Raw genomic sequence first — 16,300 nt, 5'->3', positions numbered from 1 at the left:
TGTCAGATACCTCGGACCCTGGGAGCGCCGAACTCACGGTAGCCCGGAGGCCGGCCGTCGGCGGCGGTCGGCAGCGGGTTGATGCCCGGCTTCTCCCGGTCGGGCGGAGCGGCCTTGTCCCAGTCGAACTGGGCGAGCTCGGCCACCTGCTTGCCCAGCTCGCGGAACGCGTCACGCGAAGAGTTCCAGGCGGCGGTGCCACCCATGGCGCGGGTGAGCTCGGCCGCCAGCGCCCAGTGGGCCACGGCGTCGCCCTTGGAGGGGTACGCCTTGCGGAAGCGCTGGACGAGCCCATCCACCTGCACGAAGGAGCCGTCGTACTCCACGTGGGTGGAGGCCGGCAGCAGCACGGTGGCCTGCGCGGTCAGCGGCGACTCGTTCATCGCCTGCGCCACGAAGACGTCCAGCTTGGCGGCGGCCTGCGCGAAGGTCTCCACGTTGCCCGGCACCTCGGTGCCCACGGCGTAGAGCGCCTTCACCTTGCCGCCGTTCATGGCCGTCACCAGCTCGTCGAACGGCTTGAGCGCGAGCCCCAGACCGGCGGCGATCAGCTCCAGGCCCTTGCGGTTGGGGTTCTTGTCCGCCGTCATGAGGTAGTGGTCGGCCTCACCCTGCGGGCGGCCACCGACAAACACTTCCTTGGCGCCCAGCGTCCCCTTGGCGAAGGTGAGCGTGGCGAGCAGGTCCTCATTGGAGGCCAGCGGCGAGGCGAGCACGGCCACGCGGCCCTTCACGTCGGCGAGCGCCTTGGCGGCGGCGGCGACGGCGTCCTTGCGAGCCACCTCGGGACGGGCGGTGCCAATGTCCTGCTGACGGCCCACCACCGCGCTCAGCACGCGGCCGAGGTTGAGGTACTTGTACGAGAGCCGGCCCTGATCGCACATCCAGCTCTTGTTGACGGCCTCGTTCTCGCGCGGGCGGTAGCGGTAGGTGTCCTGCGCCATGAAGTCCGCGTAGGTGTTGCAGCCGCGCGAGCAGCCGGTGCACACGGACGGAGCGGCGGAGAGGAACCAGGAGCGGGCGCGGAAGCGGAAGTCGCGGCTGAGCAGCGCGCCCACCGGGCAGATGTCCACGGTGTTGAGCGAGTAGTTGCTGCTCAGCTCGCTGCCCGGGAAGGTGTCGATGACCTCGTGGCTGCCACGGCCGAAGATGCCGAGCTGCGGCTCCTTCGGAATCTCGTTCATGAAGCGCACGCAGCGGCTGCAGATGATGCAGCGCTCCTGGTCCAGCACCACGCGGGGCCCGAGCACCTTGCGCTTGTTCTTCAGGACCTTGCCACCCTCGAGCCGCGACGGGCGGTAGTCGTAGCGCATGTAGTAGTCCTGCAGCTTGCACTCACCGGCCTGGTCGCAGATGGAGCAGTCGACCGGGTGGTTGAGGAGCAGGAACTCCATGACGGCGCGCTGCTGCTCCTTCACCTTGGGCGTGTTGGTCTTGATGACCTGGCCCTCGGCGAGCGGCGTCTGGCAGGCGGGCACCAGCTTGGGGGCGTTGGAGGCCTCCACCATGCACATGCGGCAGTTGGCCGCGATGGACAGGCGCGGGTGGTAGCAGAAGTAGGGGATGTCCGAGCCGACCGAACGGGCGGCCTCGACCATGTTCGTCCCCGGCTTCACCACGACTTCCTTGCCGTCGATGGTGCAGGTGACGAAGCCCGGGTTCTTCGGCGGGGGCGGCCCAGCGGGCTTGGCCGCCGGGGGAGGCGGAGGCGCGGTGGGGGCGCTGTGCGCGGCCGGAGGGGTGTCCAGCTTCGCGCCCGCGGGCGGATGCTTCGGCGCGGAGCCGGGCGCCTCCCGGGTCTCGGAGGGCGCGCCCTTGGGAGGCGTCTGCGAGTCTCCGGTGGGCTTCTTGGTGTCGTTGTCGCTCACTGCTCGACCTCGCCGCCGATCATGTTGATCGTGTCAAAGGTGGGAATGAGGTCCGCCAGCATCTTGCCCTTGATGATGTAGGGCACGGCGGACAGGATGGGGTAGCCAGGGGCGCGCACGTGGACCTTGTACGGCCGGCCGCTGCCGTCGCTCACCATGTACCAGCCCAGCTCGCCGTTGGCGGCCTCGGTGGCGTCGTAGACCTCGCCGGGGGGCACCTGCACACCCTCCATCACCAGCTTGAAGTGCGAGATGACGCCTTCGATGGTGCCGTACACCTCGGGCTTGGGCGGCAGCGCGATGCGCCAGTCGTCCAGGATGATGGGGCCGGAGGGGATCTTCTTGAGCGCCTGGCGGAGGATCTTGTCCGACTGCTTCATCTCCTCGATGCGCATCAGGTAGCGATCGTAGTTGTCGCCGTGCTCACCCACCGGCACGTCGAACTCGAGCTGGTCGTAGACCCAGTACGGCTTCGCCTTGCGCACGTCGTAGTTGATGCCGCAGGCGCGCAGGCACGGGCCCGTCCAGCCGTAGTCGATGGCGTCCTCGGCGCTGATGACGCCCGTCTCCTTGGTGCGGTCCACGAAGATGCGGTTGCGCGAGAGCAGGCCCTCGATCTCCGCGACGAGCTCCATCGTCTTGTCGAGCGACTTGATGACCTTCTCGATCCACCCCTCGGGCAGGTCGCGGTTCATGCCGCCGATGCGCCCGAAGCTGGTGGTCAGACGCGCGCCCGTGAGCTCGGCCACGCGGTCCATGATGAGCTCGCGCGCTTCCACGGCGAAGAGGAACGGGGCGAAGCCGCCGAGCTCCATGCCCGTGGCGCCCACGCACGTGAGGTGATCATGGATGCGGTGCAGCTCCGAGCCGATGACGCGGATGTACTGGGCGCGCTCCGGAATCTCCAGGCCGATGAGCTTCTCCACGGCGTTGAGGAAGCCGAAGTTGTTCATCATCGCGGACACGTAGTTCAACCGGTCCGTGTAGGGCAGGCACTGGGTCCAGGTGACGTTCTCGCAGCTCTTCTGGAAGCCGCGGTGGAGGAAGCCGATCTCGCAGTCGGACGTGGCGATGTTCTCGCCCTCGAGCTCCACCTTCATGCGCACGGTGCCGTGCATGGCGGGGTGCGAGGGGCCCATGTTCACGTACATCCGCTTGGTCTGGAGGTGGGCCTCCAGCTCCGCCTCGTGGGCGTAGGCGTCGGTGTCCGGGTTGGGCGCTTCGGGGTTGGGGGGTGACACGGGCTTGTGGGTGTCCGCCATGATGTCTTTCCTGCTCGAAAGAGGGGGGCGCGGGGGCGCTCAGGAAACGCCGCTGGTACCGGGGCCGCGGAAGATGTCCTTGATGGGCCGCTCGGGGATGAGCGGCTGACGGTCGCGCAGGGCGTAGTCCTTGCGGAGCGGGTGGCCCTGGAACTCCTCGTAGAGCAGCACGCGGCGCAGGTCCGGGTGGCCCGAGAAGCGCACGCCGTAGAAGTCCCAGACGAAGCGCTCCCACCAGTCAGCGCCCTTGAAGATGGACACGATGGAGGGGACTTCCGGCCTGGCCTCGCTCACGCGCACCTTGAGGCGCACGTGCTCGTGACGCGACAGCGAGTAGATGAAGTAGACGACCTCGAAGCGCGGATCATTCTCCGCGAGGTGGAGGCGATCCACCGCGTCGATGGACGTGAAGAGCTTGAAGTCGAGCTCGTTCTTCAGGAACGCCGCGACCTTCGGCAGGTGCTCGGCGTGGATGACGGCCCAGGCGCCGCCAGTGCGGTCGAGGTAGCGCTCCGCCACCGCCTCTGGGAACTGGGCGGTGACCCTGTCCAGTGCGAAAGTGCTCAAGGGGGCCTCAATGCTGGCTAAGGAATCCGGCGCGTTATAAGGATGGGTCCCGCCGCCCGTCAACGTAATCCCTCAACCATCCCCGCTACTTACGCGAGTCAGAAGCCGGCGTGGGCCGGGACGGGCATTTCAGGCCGCCGCCTCGGGCCCCTCGCGGGCGGGGAGCGGCCGGGGAATGAAGGTGGAAACGGGCTCGGTCTTGCCGGCCACCCGCGTGGGGGGCAGCTCCTCCCAGCGGAAGCCCTCCCCGGCCTGTTCACGGGTGGTGCGCGAGACGAGGACGGGGGTGCCGTGCTGCTTGGTGAGCCGCTCGATGCGGTTGGCCAGGTTCACCGTGTCCCCAATGGCCGTGTACTCCAGGCGGTGGGCCGTGGAGCCGATGTTGCCGAGCACCACCCGGCCGGTGTGCAGGCCCACCCCCATGCGCAGGGCGGGCTCGCCCCGGGAGGCCCGCTCGGCGTTCACCGCCTCCAGCTCCCGCATCATCTCCAGGGCGCACTCCACGGCCCGCCGGGCGTGGTGCGGCTCGGGCAGGGGAGCGCCGAAGTACACCATGAGTGCATCCCCGATGAACTTGTCGAGCGTGCCGCCGTGGCGGAACACCACCTCCACCATGCGGCCGTGGACTTCATTGAGCAGGGCCACCACGGCCTCGGGGGACAGCCGCTCGCTGAGCGCGGTGAAGCCCCGCAGGTCCGTGAAGAGGAGCGTCACCTCGCGCAGCTCCGGGGTGGACACCGGCGAGGCCAGGTCCTGCAGGCGCTCGGCCACCGCGGGGGAGAAGTAGCGGCCGAGCTGGGCGCGCTGGAGCTCCTCGTGCGTCACCGCGGAGATGAGCACGCGGATGCGGTGGAAGAGGTAGCGCGCGGCCCCCGCCGTCAGCCCCAGCACCACCACCGCCACCACGCGCGCGCCCACGCCGATGCCGGCCTCGGCCTGCAGGTACACCTCGGCCACGGCCGCCACCGCCGTCACGGCGAAGATCACCGGGCGGCGCAGTGACAGCGCCGAGAGGACGATGATGCAGGCGTAGAGGCCCAGGGTGAAGCCCGCCACCCCCCCGGGTGAGGGCGAGACGGGCAGGGCGAGGTGCTGCAGCCAATAGATGGCCGGCACGTCCACCACCGCGAGCGACAGCCCGGCCCAGGTCGTCACGCGGGGCAGGCGCATCACCACGCCCAGGGTCACCCCGGTGCACAGCCAGTAGGAGGTGAAGGGGACGAGGTACACCTCCCAGTCCGCCAGCCCCTGCACCCGGGCCAGGTACACCGTGACGGCCAGGATGGCGGACACGCCGAGGAAGCGCAGCAGCGCCAGGCGCACGGTGTTGTGCCGGCGCTCTTCCTCGAGGGCCCGCTCCACCGGTTCCTTCAAGAACTCGGTGAGCGGGTCGCGTGTCTGGGGGGACTCGGCCACTCGACCTCGGCGGTCATGGGGGGTGGTGCATCCTCGCACGGAGGAGGGGCGCGTGCACATTTCGCGAGCCCGCCTGCTCGCCGTGCGTCCCAAGAGGGAACGGCGGCGTTATGGTTTCCGCATGTCCACGACTTCTCCCGAGAGTCTCCAGGAACGTTTCGCGCCCAACCTCGTGTGCTTCGGCTGTGGCCCCGCCAACCCCCAGGGCCTGCACGTGCGCAGCCGCGTGGAGGGCGAGCTCGTCGTCGCCGACTGGACTCCCGCCGAGCACCACCAGGCCTTCCCCGGCGTGGTGAATGGCGGAATCATCGGCTCGTTACTGGATTGCCACTGCAACTGGACGGCGGCCCACGCGCTGATGAAGCAGCGCGGCCTGGACGCCCCGCCGTGCACCGTCACCGCCGAGTACTCCATCCAGCTCAAGCGCCCCACGCCCCTGGGTCCCCTCCACCTGGAGGCGAAGCCCGTCTCAATCGAGGGCGACAAGGTCGTCGTCGAGGGCACGCTCACCGCGGGCGGCAAGGTGTGCGCTACGTGCCGCGGCACCTTCGTGGCGGTGAAGCCCGGCCACCCGGCCTACCACCGCTGGTAGGGCGGGGGCTGGAAAGGCGAAGGCCCCGCCACCTCCGAGGAGGTCGCGGGGCCTGGGGTCCGGCACCGGTGCGGTGCGCGGGTGCCTACTTGCTGAGGTTGTACTGGCCGGCCAGCAAGTCGTGCGGGGCCGAGCCCCGGTGACCCACGCGGTGCGTCTGGTTGCCGATCTTGTCCTGCAGCAGCTTGAGGCCGTCGAGCACCTGCTCGGGGCGCGGCGGGCAGCCGGGGATGTAGACGTCCACCGGGATGACGCGGTCGATGCCCTGGAGCACGGCGTAGTTGTCGTAGAAGCCGCCCGAGGACGCGCACACGCCGAAGGCGACGACCCACTTGGGCTCCGTCATCTGCTCGTACACGCGCTTGAGGATGGGGGCCTGCTTCTGGTTGATGGTGCCAATCACCATCAGCATGTCCGCCTGGCGGGGCGAGAACCGGGGGAACTCGGCGCCGAAGCGGGCGATGTCGTGCCGCGCGGAGGCCACGGACATGAACTCCATGCCGCAGCACGCGGTGGCGAACGGGTAGGTGAAGAGCGAGTACTTGCGCGCCCAACCCAGGCCCTTGGACACCATGCGCTCGAAGAAGCCCATGGCCTCGTCGCGGCGGGTGGTCAATACGGGTGCGATATCGGTCTCAGCCATGGTTCTTTCGTGCCCTCAGTGCTCCCACTCGAGGGCGCCCTTCTTCCAGATGTAGATAAGGCCCACGACGAGCGTCGCCGCGAAAACGAGCATCTCCACGTAGCCGAACCAGCCGAGCGCCTGGAAGTTCACCGCCCAGGGGTACAGGAACACCGCCTCGACGTCGAACACGATGAAGAGGAGGGCGACCACGTAGAACTTCACCGCGAAGCGCTGACGCGCCGGACCGCTGCTCTCGGAGCCGGCCTCGAAGGCCGTGGACTTGATGGCGCTCGGACGCCGGGGTCCCAGCATGGCGGCCAGCTGGACGATGACGAGCGCCAGCACGCCCGCCAGCAGCAGCACGATCGCCAGCGGCAGATAGGGGGCGAGAGGGTTGGGGTTCATTCGGCGCGGACCCTAGGGACACACCGGGGCGGTGTCAATGGGGAAACCCGGAGATCCAACCCCCGGACATGACAGCGGAAAGCCGCGGCGGAGTGCCTGGCCGCCTGCCCCCCGGTCCCGCGCCCTCGCGCGCCAGGGGTTTGACGCTCCGAGCACCGGGCGCCTAGGGTCGCACCCTGGCGGTCGTCCGATCAGACAGGAGAGAGCCCGGGCATGTGGGGTCGGCTCAGTTTGCGCTGGCAGGTGGCATTGGCGGTGCTGGTTCCCAGTCTCGCGGTGGCCCTGTTCAGCGGTTTCTATTTTCCGAAGCAGCAACGGCAATTCGGCCTCAAGCGGCTCGAGGATCGGGCGCGCGCGGTGGGGCTGCTCGCCTCGGATGAGATCGCCACCCTGCTCGAGCAGGGCGGGACGGCGCCTCCAGCGTTGCCGGGCCCCCAGGCCGTGGACGCGAAGGAGGGCGGGCTGCGCGAGGTGAAGCAGCTCTCGCACATCTTCGAGCGGGTGGATCAGGCCGGCTCCGTGTCCTTCCAGGTGGTGCTCGCGCCCGAGGGCAAGATGCTGTCCTCCCGCGGCACCGTGCCGCCGGAGGTGAAGGCCGCCTCCGAGGACGAGGGCGACGGCGAGGACTGCTCGGTGAGGCGGATTCAGGGCAAGCCGGTGGCGTTCTGCCGGATGCCCGGGGGCCACACCTACGTGGTGGGCATGGACACGGCGGTGATGAAGGCGGAGGCCGATGAGCTGCGCTGGCCGACGCTCTACGCGTACCTGGGCGCCATGGTGGTGGGCCTGTTCATCGCCTTCTTCATCGGGCGGGCCATCGCCGAGCCGGTGACGCGCATGTCGCAGGCGGCTCGCGAGGTGGCCCAGGGAGACGTGTCGCTGAGCGAGGTGGACGTGGCCTCGGCGGGCGAGGTGCGCATGATGGCGCACTCCTTCAACGAGATGCTGGGCACGCTGCGTGGCACGGTGTCGGAGCTGCTGGCACGGCTCGAGCAGCTCTCCAGCGCGTCGCGCGGGCTGACGGGCGCGTCCGCGGACCAGGAGCACGTCATCAGCCAGCAGGCGGCGTACGCGCAGCAGATCGCCGCGACCTTCGAGGAGCTGAGCCGCACGGCCGAGCAGATTTCCAGCTCCACCGAGGTGGTGGAGTCCAGCGCGCGGCGCACGCACGAGGCGGTGGCCGAGGCGATGGCGGTGGTGGCGCAGGTGGTGGCGGGCATCAACGACATCCGCATGGAGTCCAAGGGCGTGGCGGACGCCATCGTGGGCCTGAACCAGGACCTGCAGCAGGTGTCCAAGATTGCCCAGGTCATCAATCAGGTGGCGGAGCGCTCGGACCTGCTGGCGCTGAACGCGGCCCTGGAGGGCACGAAGGCCGGCGAGGTGGGCCGGGGCTTCTCGCTGGTGGCGGCGGAGATGCGCAAGCTGGCGGAGAACGTGTCCGCGTCGGCGCGGGACATCGCGCGGATCGTCGAGAAGGTGCAGGACTCGGGCAACGAGGCGGCCACCAAGGCGCGCGTGGGCATGGCCACGAGCGACCGCGGCGTGGAGGTGGCCGAGCAGGCCTCGGCGGTGTTCCAGCGCATTGTGGAGCTGGCGCGCGGCACGAGCGAGGCGGCGCGGCAGATCACCATCGCCACGCGGCAACAGCGTCAGTCGAGTGAGCAGGCCGTGCAGGGCGCGCGCAACGTGGCCGAGCTGGTGAAGCAGGGCGTGGACGCCACGGGCCGCACCACGCGCATTGCCCAGGATCTACAGAACGTGGCCGACAGCCTCACTGTGCTCACCAGCAAGTTCAAGGTGTCGCGCGACCGGTAGGGCTCACTCCAGGGTCACGGTGAGGGTCGCGGGGCCCAGGCTCGCATAGAGCCCGTCCACCCAGAGGAAGTAGCTTCCGGCTGGCAACGCCGCGATGTCCAGGGCGGCGGTGCCGCAAGCCACCTGCGCGTCCGGAGTGCAGGTCGCTCCGACCAGGGTGAGCGGGCGGGTGTAGCCCGCCGGGGTGGTGGCGCTCGCGTGGAGCTTCAGCGTCCGGTCGGTGGTGAAGGAGTAGACGACATCCATCACGTCATCCCCGCCGCACGTCTGGTGCCAGTCATCGTGCAGGGGCGTGGGATCCACCGTGTCCGTCGCGGTGCCGCCCTGCGCGCCGTTGGAGAAGACCAGGGGCTTCGCCTGAGCACAGGCATCTCCTGGCGGAGGCGCCACGAGTTCCCCACGGAAGAGGTACCCCGTGGAGGTATCGGCGTCGACCCAGACGTAGTGCGTGCCCGGGGGAAGCTGGCTCGATGAGCCCTTGCTGCCGAAGCAGGCGCGCTCCGTTCCTCCGCAGACGTCGCTCACGGCCACCGCGGCGGAGAAGATACTGCTGTCGTAATCGATCGACGTGTGCAGGTAGGCCAGCTCGCTCGTCTCCAACCGGTAGACCCGATCCAACCCTCCGGCGCGGTCGCAGCTCGGCCTGTACGCGTCATCCGCGCCCGAGAAGGTGCCTCGGACGGTGAACCGCTGGCCCGTCAGCGGAAGTACATCGGCGCAGCTGTCGGCGGAGCGGCCACCCACCTCGACGCTCAGATCGAAAGCCCCGCCCGTCTCCGTCTGCCCATCCACCACCAGGTAGAAGGTGTTGGAGTCATAGCCTCGCGTCGTCTGGAGCTGCACGGTGGCGCCGGGTTGGTGCGCCGCGACGCAGGCCTTGCTCGGCTCGGACTGCGGCGAGTCGCAGCGGCCCTGCCTCAGGTACACCACCGGCTGGAAGGCCGCGTCCCGGGGCGTGAGGGTGACGACCACGTCGGTGCTGGAGGCGGCGGTGCTGGGGACGGTGAAGGCGTAGACGACCTCGTGCCCATCAATGCCGCCGCAGGAGCCGGCCGCCTGTTGCTCCGCGCCCACCGTCGTTCCGCTCACCTCGGCCTTGCCGTTCACCAGGGGCAGCGCGATCGCGCCACAGCCGAGCGGCACGCCCGCATCCGGGGTGCCCGCGTCCGGAGTGGAGACCTTGCACCGCCCGTCCAGACCACACGCGCCCTGGGAACTACAGTCCACACACGCCTGTCCCTGCACGCCGCAGGCGGACACCTCGAGCCCGCGCTCGCAGCGCCCGCTCGCCATGCAGCACCCCCCACAGCTCGCGGGGCCACATGACGCCTCGGTGCTCGTGGGCGGCGGCTGCGTGGTGGAGCCACATGCGATCAGCGCGAGCGCCCACAACCCGATGAACACGATTCGATGCGACATGTACCGGACTTCCTCCCGTACCGGCTGGATTGACCCTGAGCAGCGCGGTTGGATCACCCGGGAGGTGGAGGGGGGGGCTTGCGTGTTGTTCCTGATTTCCTGTAATTGCGCGCCCCTGTTCATCCCAACCCGTACGAAGCTTCAGGAACTCCTCATGTCTGAAACCTCGCGCCGCCCGTGGGTGGTATTGGCGTTGGCCGCCGTGCTGTCTGGCTGTGGCTCCGAGACGCAGGACGCGCCGGTCTCGTCCGAGAGCGTCTCCGCTCCTTCGGCCATCACGGTCCAGTCCCTCCAGCCGGCACAGGCCGAGCAGAAGCCGAAGTTCCGCCGTGCCACCCACGCGAAGAAGGCACGCTACGTGGTGGTGCTGGCCGAGGAGGGGCTCGACGAAGCGAAGGTGAAGCAGAAGGCCAGCGCCCAGGCGGCGCGGCACGGGGGCAAGGTGCTCCGGCACTATGCGCATGCGCTGCGTGGCTGGGCGGGTGAGCTCTCCGAGGCCGAGGCCCGGCGGCTGAGCGAAGACCCCGAGGTCGCCTTCGTCGAGGAGGACGGCGAGTTCACCCTCACCGAATCCACCCAGGAGACTCCGCCCTCGTGGGGCCTGGGCCGCGTGGACGAGCGCTACCTGCCGTACACGGACCGGTTCCATTACAGCTGGACCGGCTCGGGCGTGAACGCCTACGTCATCGACTCGGGCATCCGCGCCACGCACGTCGACTTCGGCGGACGGGTGCGGCACGACTTCACCGCCATCCAGGACGGGTGGGGCGCCGGTGACTGTGCCGGCCATGGCACGCACGTGGCCGGGACCATCGGCGGTGCCACGTATGGCGTCGCCAAGTCGGTGCTGCTGCACTCGGTGCGCATCTTCGGGTGCCCGGATGCGGCCGGCCACGTCACCTCGTCCACGGAAGTCATCCTGAGTGGCGTGGACTGGGTCGCCGCCAACCACGTCAAGCCGGCGGTGGCCAACATGAGCCTGGGCGGCGGGGCCAGCGATGCGATGGACCAGGGCGTGCGCAACCTCATCGCGCGTGGCGTGACCGTCGTGGTGGCCGCGGGCAACTCCAACGTGGATGCGTGCACCCAGTCTCCGGCGCGCGTGGGCGAGGCCATCACCGTGGCGGCGACCGACATCAACGATGCGCGGGCCAGCTTCTCCAACTGGGGCTCCTGCGTCGACGTGTTCGCGCCGGGCGTGGACATCGTGTCCGCCTACCACGGCAACGACACCTACCAGACCACGATGAGTGGAACCTCCATGGCGACCCCCCATGTCGCGGGCGCCGTGGCGCAGTACCTCCAGGCGCAGCCGGGGGCTGCTCCCGCCAATTCGCACAACGCCATCGTGGGCGAGTCCACTCCCGGGGTCGTCTCGAACGCGGGCGCGGGCACGCCCAACCGGATGCTCTTCACCCACGTGGTGCCGCCCGCCGCGCCCCGGGGCCTCTACGCCGCCGCGCGCTCGCCCTGGCAGGTGGAGATCGATTGGTACGACAACTCCGAGCTCGATCTCGCCGGGTACCTCGTGTACCGCGGGAGCACACTGGTGGGCTGGATCGGCCGCGACTCCCACTTCTGGGACAATGGGCTCGCGGGGAACTCGACCTATGGCTACACGGTCCGCGCCTACAACTGGTACGGCCAGCAGAGCGGTTCGACCGGCACCTTCTCCGTCACCACGCCGGTGGATCCCGCGAGCGCGGTGCCCCTGTACCAGTACTTCAACGGCACCAACACGGACCACTTCTACACGGTGAGCCGCAACGACGCGGGCTATGGCTATTTCGGATACGGCTATGAGGCGGTGGCCGCGCGCGTCCTCACCTGGGGGGCGCAGGGGGCCGTGCCGCTGTGGCGCTACTGGAACCCGACCAATGGGGACCACTTCTACACGGTGGACCGCAATGACTCGGGCTACGCCGCCTACGGCTACTCCTACGACGGCTCCGAGGGCTATGCCTACCGCGAGCAGCGCTGGGGCACGGTTCCGCTGTACCGCTACTGGAACGGCACCGGCGGAGACCACTACTACACCACCAACCGCAACGACGCCGGTTACGGCTACTACGGCTACGGGTTCGAGCGCGTCGAGGCCTGGGTCTATCCTCCCTGAGCCCGTGTGACGCCGGGGACCTCGGTGGTGCGTCCGGGCCGCTACTGCCGCTGGCTCGAGGCCCGGGCGCGCAGCTTCGCGAAGTTCTCCGGGGGCGTGGTGGAGTCCCCGGGGCGCTTGCCCGGCGTCACCGCCTCGCCGTGGAAGTCGCTGCCCCCCGTGGGCACCAGGTCGAACTCCTTCGCGAACTTCAGGTAGCGCTCCTGCACGCCCGGGTTGTGGTCCGCGTGCAGCGCCTCCAGCCCGTCCAGGCCCGCCTTCGCCAGCTGCAGCAGCTCGTAACGCTCCACCTTCGAGCTGCCCGGGTGCGCCAGCGTCGCCGTGCCTCCCGCGCGGTGGATGAGCTTGATGGCGTCCGCCCCGTCCAGCTTGAAGCGCTCCACCCACGCCGACTTCCCCGCGCCCAGGAACCGGTCGAACGCCTGTTTCACGTCCACGCACCAGCCCTGCTCCACCAGCAGCCGCGCCAGGTGCGGCCTCCCGAGCTGCGCGCTCCCCGCGAGGGCCCGCACCTGCTCCATCCGCACCGGGAAGCCCATCTTCCTCATGCCCTCCACCATCCGCACCATCCGCTGCTCGCGCTCCACCCGCAGCCGCGCGTCGTAGCTGGCCAGCTCCTCGAAGTCCGGCCTCACGAAGTGCCCCAGGATGTGCACCTCGCGCCGCAGCACGAACGCCGACAGCTCGATTCCCGCCACCAGCTCCATCCCGTGCGCCTTCGCCGCCTCCGCCGCCTCCCCCAATCCCGCCACCGTGTCGTGGTCCGTCACCGCCAGCGCCGTCACCCCCGCGCTCGCCGCCAGGGAGACCAGCTCGGCGGGCGAGTGTTGGCCATCACTCGCCGTGGTGTGGGAATGCAAGTCGATCAAGGCGGACTCCAAGGTGCTCGGGTTGAAAGGGCCTCTTACGACCCCTAGGATGTGCGATAAACCTGAGACTCACCAGCGACGGACGCAATGCAGCAGCACCCGTTCCAGATTTCCCGGAAGCTCGAATACGCCATGCGCGCCATGATCTTCCTGGCGTCGCAGCCCCTGGAGCGCATGGTCCCCTTCCGGGAGATCGCCCGCCGCATGGACGTGCCGGAGGACTTCCTGGCGAAGATCCTCAAGACGCTCGTCGAGCGCAACAGGGTCCGCTCCACCCGGGGCGCCCATGGGGGCTACGCGCTGGCCCGGCCCGCCCGGGAAATGTCCTTCCTCGACGTCATCGAGGCCGTCGAGGGTCCGGTGGTGGTCAACGTCTGCCAGGACGGCAGCAACCACGACTCGTGCAAAGCCACCGGAAGTTGCACCATGTACGGCGTGTGGAAGCTCGGCCAGCAGCGGATGCTGGAGGTGTACCGCCACGCCACGCTCGACCGGCTCGCGATGAGTGACCTGCGCGTCCCCGAGCCCGTGGCCGAGGTGCCCGAGGCTCCCGCACGTCCGGCCGCGGAATCGCGGCGAGTGGAGTGAGCAGGGGAGGGCCCCATGGCCAAGGACGACACCATCGAGAATCGCGTCTACCTCTTCGATTCGCTGGCGAGCGCCTACGTCTCCGCCGCCTCGGAGCTGCTGTCCTCCGAGGATGAGGCGGTGCGCGCCCGGGCGAGGCGGGCCCTGGCGGACCTGGCGTACGTCTCGTGCGTCGTCGCGGATACCGGGCACCTCTCCGCCGAGCAGGTGCGCCAGCGCGTGCTGGGCACTCCCGAGCCGGAGCTTCCCAAGGCCGGCTCCGAGGGCAAGGGCAGGAAGCGCAAGTAAACCCGTGCTCCCCTCGGCGGGCGGGCAGTGGTAGATCGCGCGCCATGGCCAAGAACCCCTCGAACAACAAGAAGAGCCTGCGCTCGCATTACGCCGGAGCGCGCAAGGCGGACCCCCGTCCCATCACCGGCAAGGAGTCTCCCACCGAGCTCCTCGAGCACGCCTTCTCGGCCTACGTGGGGCGCCAGGAGCGCACCGCGTTCGAGCTGATGCGCCGCTCCATGGAGGTGGATGCCTCCATCTTCCTCACGCTCTCGGGCGCGATGACTCCGGCGGGCCTGCACCAGAGCTGCATCATCCCCCTCATCGAGAAGGGCATCATCTCGGCGCTCACCACCACCGGCGCCAACCTCTACCACGATGCCCACCGCATCATCGGCCACGCCATCCGCGAGGTGAACCCCAACGCGGGCGACCTCCAGTACCGCCTGGCCCGCATCATCCGCATCTACGACCTCGGCTTCTGGGAGGAGGCGCTGCTCGACACCGACCGCCTCTTCTCCGCGCTCCTGCGCCGCCCCGAGTTCCAGCGCAAGATGACCACGCCCGAGTTCCACTACCTGCTCGGCAAGAACATCCAGGCCATTGAAAAGCAGCTGGGCGTGAAGCAGGCCTCGCTGCTGTCCACCTGCTACAAGTACGGCGTGCCCATCTTCGTGGGCGCCGTGCAGGACGGCTCCATCTTCCTCAACGCCGTCAAGCTCAAGCGGCTGCTCGGTCCCGACCAGTTCAAGTTCGAGATCGACATCAACGACGACGTCTACTGGATGTCGGCCGTGCAGCACTACTGCCGCCACCACTTCTCCAACAAGATGGCCATCTGGATCCTCGGCGGCGGCGTGCCCAAGAACTACACGCTCCAGGGCGAGCCCCTGCTGGACCAGATTCTGGGCGTGCCCACGGACGGCTTCGACATCGACGTGCAGTTCTGCGTGGACCCGGTGGACAACGGCGCGCTCTCCAGCTGCCCGGCCGGTGAGGGCCACACCTGGGGCAAGGTCTCCATGGAGGCCGTGGAGGCGGGCTCCATGTACGTGCACACGGATGTCACGGCCGTCTTCCCGTGGCTCACCCACGCGCTGCTCAGCGACACGAAGATGAAGCGCAAGCCGCGCCGGCTCATGGACGTGATGCAGGAGGCCGTCACCTTCCTCGACAAGGACGTGCAGAAGCGCCGCAAGTCCCTGCTGAAGACGATCGACTGGAGCCCCGACGAGCCCAAGCCCAACCCGGACGAGCACACCGCCTACGTGCGTTGATTCTCCCAGTCCCCTCGAGGAGCCATCCCCATGAGCCAGCCAACCCCCGCCACCGGCGTCCAGATGAACGTCGTGAGCGCGCCGGGCTTCACCTGCAAGTTGGAGCACGGCCCGTCCGGCACGAAGATCTCCACCGAGGCCCCCAAGGACAATGGGGGCACCGGCATGTCCTTCTCTCCCACGGACCTCGTGGGCGCGGCGCTCGCCTCGTGCGCCCTCACCACCATGGCCCTCGCCGCCTCGCGGGAGAACATCCCCTTCGGTGAGGCGAAGGCCCGCGTGGAGAAGCGGATGACGCCTCCGCCGCGCCGCATCGGCGAACTGGTGCTGGAGATCGACATGCCCTCGGGCCTCTCCGCCGCGCACCGCACCCGGTTGGAGGAGGTGGCGCACGGCTGCCCGGTCGCTCGCAGCCTGCACCCGGACGTGAAGCTGCCGCTGTCCTTCCGCTACCCCGACAAGGCGTAGCGGGCTTCACGCTCCGCCGCCTGCTCCCCGAACGCCCGGGCCCGGCCTCCTGCGCCGCCGCCCGGGCGTGCGGACCCTCCCCAGGGTTGACGCGAGCGCGAGGAGGGCGCTGTGAACGTGGCGTTGTTGCGGATCTACCTGAACGATCATCTGGCGGGCTCCACGGTGGGCCTGGAGTTGGCTCGCCGTACCTGGTCGGAGAACGCCGACAACACCGTGGGCGAGTACCTGGACACGCTCGTCCGCGAGCTGCGCGAGGACCGCGCGACGTTGCTGGGCGTGATGTCGGCCCTGGGCCTGCCGAGGGATCAACTCAAGGTGGGCGCCGCGTGGCTGGGCGAGAAGCTCGGGCGGCTGAAGCTCAATGGCCGGTGGCTGCGCTATTCGCCGCTGAGCCGCCTCGTGGAGCTGGAAGGGCTGTGTCTGGGCACCGAGGGACGGCTGTCGCTGTGGCGGACGCTGCGGCGGCTGTCGCGCAAGGACGAGCGCCTGCGCCGCTTCGACTTCGCGGCCCTCGTCACCCGCGCCGAGCAGCAGCGGCGCACCCTGGAGCGGCTGCGGCAGCAGGCCTCGGAGGAGGCCTTCTCCGAACCCCATGCGGGCTCCGTGCTCTCCATGACTCCGCCGGAGCCGCGGCAGGAGGCATAGCCCGCGTCCCGGGCCTCGCGCCTGCCCGCTTCCTCTCCCGGCGCCAGCTCCAGGGGCACTCGCTCCTGGAGACGCCGCCCGGTGCTAGGGTT

16 protein-coding genes are annotated in these 16,300 nt (G+C 69.3%); 8 read left to right on the top strand and 8 right to left on the bottom strand.

The window, feature by feature from the left end; all coding sequences use genetic code 11:
* Nucleotides 1-2: 2 nt before the first annotated feature.
* From ACJ8AN_RS03065 to ACJ8AN_RS03050, 4 genes are all read right to left on the bottom strand, one after another.
* A complete protein-coding gene (locus tag ACJ8AN_RS03065) occupies nucleotides 3-1,868 on the bottom strand; it encodes a 2Fe-2S iron-sulfur cluster-binding protein (protein ID WP_407753685.1) in 1,866 nt (621 codons plus the stop codon).
* On the bottom strand, nucleotides 1,865-3,130 hold the full coding sequence (nuoD, locus tag ACJ8AN_RS03060) for an NADH dehydrogenase (quinone) subunit D (RefSeq protein ID WP_407753684.1): 1,266 nt from the start codon (nucleotides 3,128-3,130) through the stop codon (nucleotides 1,865-1,867). Before nuoD ends, ACJ8AN_RS03065 begins: the two co-directional genes overlap by 4 nt.
* Nucleotides 3,131-3,169: 39 nt before the next feature.
* Nucleotides 3,170-3,682 (bottom strand): NADH-quinone oxidoreductase subunit C, encoded by a 513-nt coding sequence (locus tag ACJ8AN_RS03055; RefSeq protein WP_407753705.1) that lies wholly within the window; start codon nucleotides 3,680-3,682, stop codon nucleotides 3,170-3,172.
* 144 nt (nucleotides 3,683-3,826) lie between these two features.
* Nucleotides 3,827-5,113 carry an adenylate/guanylate cyclase domain-containing protein gene (locus ACJ8AN_RS03050; RefSeq protein ID WP_407753683.1) on the bottom strand — a complete coding sequence of 429 codons (1,287 nt, stop codon included), beginning with the start codon at nucleotides 5,111-5,113 and terminating at the stop codon, nucleotides 3,827-3,829.
* Nucleotides 5,114-5,234: 121 nt separating this feature from the next.
* On the opposite strand from ACJ8AN_RS03050, the gene ACJ8AN_RS03045 reads away from it, so the two are divergent.
* Nucleotides 5,235-5,705, top strand: a complete 471-nt coding sequence (locus ACJ8AN_RS03045; RefSeq protein WP_407753682.1) for a PaaI family thioesterase — start codon at nucleotides 5,235-5,237, stop codon at nucleotides 5,703-5,705.
* Between the two features lie 85 nt (nucleotides 5,706-5,790).
* Here ACJ8AN_RS03045 and ACJ8AN_RS03040 read toward each other — a convergent pair whose 3' ends face one another.
* Both ACJ8AN_RS03040 and ACJ8AN_RS03035 read right to left on the bottom strand, forming a co-directional pair.
* Nucleotides 5,791-6,348, bottom strand: a complete 558-nt coding sequence (locus tag ACJ8AN_RS03040) for an NADH-quinone oxidoreductase subunit B (RefSeq protein ID WP_407753681.1) — start codon at nucleotides 6,346-6,348, stop codon at nucleotides 5,791-5,793.
* A 15-nt stretch (nucleotides 6,349-6,363) separates the two neighbouring features.
* Nucleotides 6,364-6,735: an NADH-quinone oxidoreductase subunit A gene (locus ACJ8AN_RS03035; RefSeq protein ID WP_407753680.1), complete on the bottom strand. Its 372-nt coding sequence runs from the start codon at nucleotides 6,733-6,735 to the stop codon at nucleotides 6,364-6,366.
* A gap of 213 nt (nucleotides 6,736-6,948) precedes the next feature.
* Between ACJ8AN_RS03035 and ACJ8AN_RS03030 the strand changes: the two genes are divergently transcribed.
* Nucleotides 6,949-8,553 carry a methyl-accepting chemotaxis protein gene (locus tag ACJ8AN_RS03030; protein ID WP_407753679.1) on the top strand — a complete coding sequence of 535 codons (1,605 nt, stop codon included), beginning with the start codon at nucleotides 6,949-6,951 and terminating at the stop codon, nucleotides 8,551-8,553.
* Between the two features lie 3 nt (nucleotides 8,554-8,556).
* Here the strand turns inward: ACJ8AN_RS03030 and ACJ8AN_RS03025 are convergent, their stop codons facing one another.
* A complete protein-coding gene (locus tag ACJ8AN_RS03025; protein WP_407753678.1) occupies nucleotides 8,557-9,972 on the bottom strand; it encodes a hypothetical protein in 1,416 nt (471 codons plus the stop codon).
* A gap of 154 nt (nucleotides 9,973-10,126) precedes the next feature.
* Here ACJ8AN_RS03025 and ACJ8AN_RS03020 point away from each other — a divergent pair, with 154 nt between their 5' ends.
* Nucleotides 10,127-12,088 (top strand): S8 family serine peptidase, encoded by a 1,962-nt coding sequence (locus tag ACJ8AN_RS03020; protein ID WP_407753677.1) that lies wholly within the window; start codon nucleotides 10,127-10,129, stop codon nucleotides 12,086-12,088.
* 41 nt (nucleotides 12,089-12,129) lie between these two features.
* Here the strand turns inward: ACJ8AN_RS03020 and ACJ8AN_RS03015 are convergent, their stop codons facing one another.
* Nucleotides 12,130-12,957: a PHP domain-containing protein gene (locus tag ACJ8AN_RS03015; protein ID WP_407753676.1), complete on the bottom strand. Its 828-nt coding sequence runs from the start codon at nucleotides 12,955-12,957 to the stop codon at nucleotides 12,130-12,132.
* 87 nt (nucleotides 12,958-13,044) lie between these two features.
* On the opposite strand from ACJ8AN_RS03015, the gene ACJ8AN_RS03010 reads away from it, so the two are divergent.
* From ACJ8AN_RS03010 to ACJ8AN_RS02990, 5 genes are all read left to right on the top strand, one after another.
* Nucleotides 13,045-13,545, top strand: coding sequence for an RrF2 family transcriptional regulator (locus ACJ8AN_RS03010; RefSeq protein ID WP_407753675.1), 501 nt, complete (start codon nucleotides 13,045-13,047; stop codon nucleotides 13,543-13,545).
* Between the two features lie 15 nt (nucleotides 13,546-13,560).
* Complete coding sequence (locus ACJ8AN_RS03005) at nucleotides 13,561-13,833, top strand: hypothetical protein (protein ID WP_407753674.1); 273 nt, start codon at nucleotides 13,561-13,563, stop codon at nucleotides 13,831-13,833.
* Between the two features lie 44 nt (nucleotides 13,834-13,877).
* A complete protein-coding gene (locus ACJ8AN_RS03000; protein WP_407753673.1) occupies nucleotides 13,878-15,092 on the top strand; it encodes a deoxyhypusine synthase family protein in 1,215 nt (404 codons plus the stop codon).
* Nucleotides 15,093-15,122: 30 nt separating this feature from the next.
* Complete coding sequence (locus ACJ8AN_RS02995; protein ID WP_407753672.1) at nucleotides 15,123-15,560, top strand: OsmC family protein; 438 nt, start codon at nucleotides 15,123-15,125, stop codon at nucleotides 15,558-15,560.
* Between the two features lie 117 nt (nucleotides 15,561-15,677).
* Complete coding sequence (locus tag ACJ8AN_RS02990; RefSeq protein ID WP_407753671.1) at nucleotides 15,678-16,208, top strand: hypothetical protein; 531 nt, start codon at nucleotides 15,678-15,680, stop codon at nucleotides 16,206-16,208.
* The last annotated feature ends 92 nt before the right edge of the window (nucleotides 16,209-16,300 follow it).

The sequence above is a fragment of the Archangium sp. genome (assembly GCF_045802675.1).
Taxonomy (GTDB): Bacteria; Myxococcota; Myxococcia; order Myxococcales; family Myxococcaceae; genus Archangium.
Note: the sequence above shows the minus strand (reverse complement) of the source record. Positions and strands in the feature narration are given on the sequence as shown.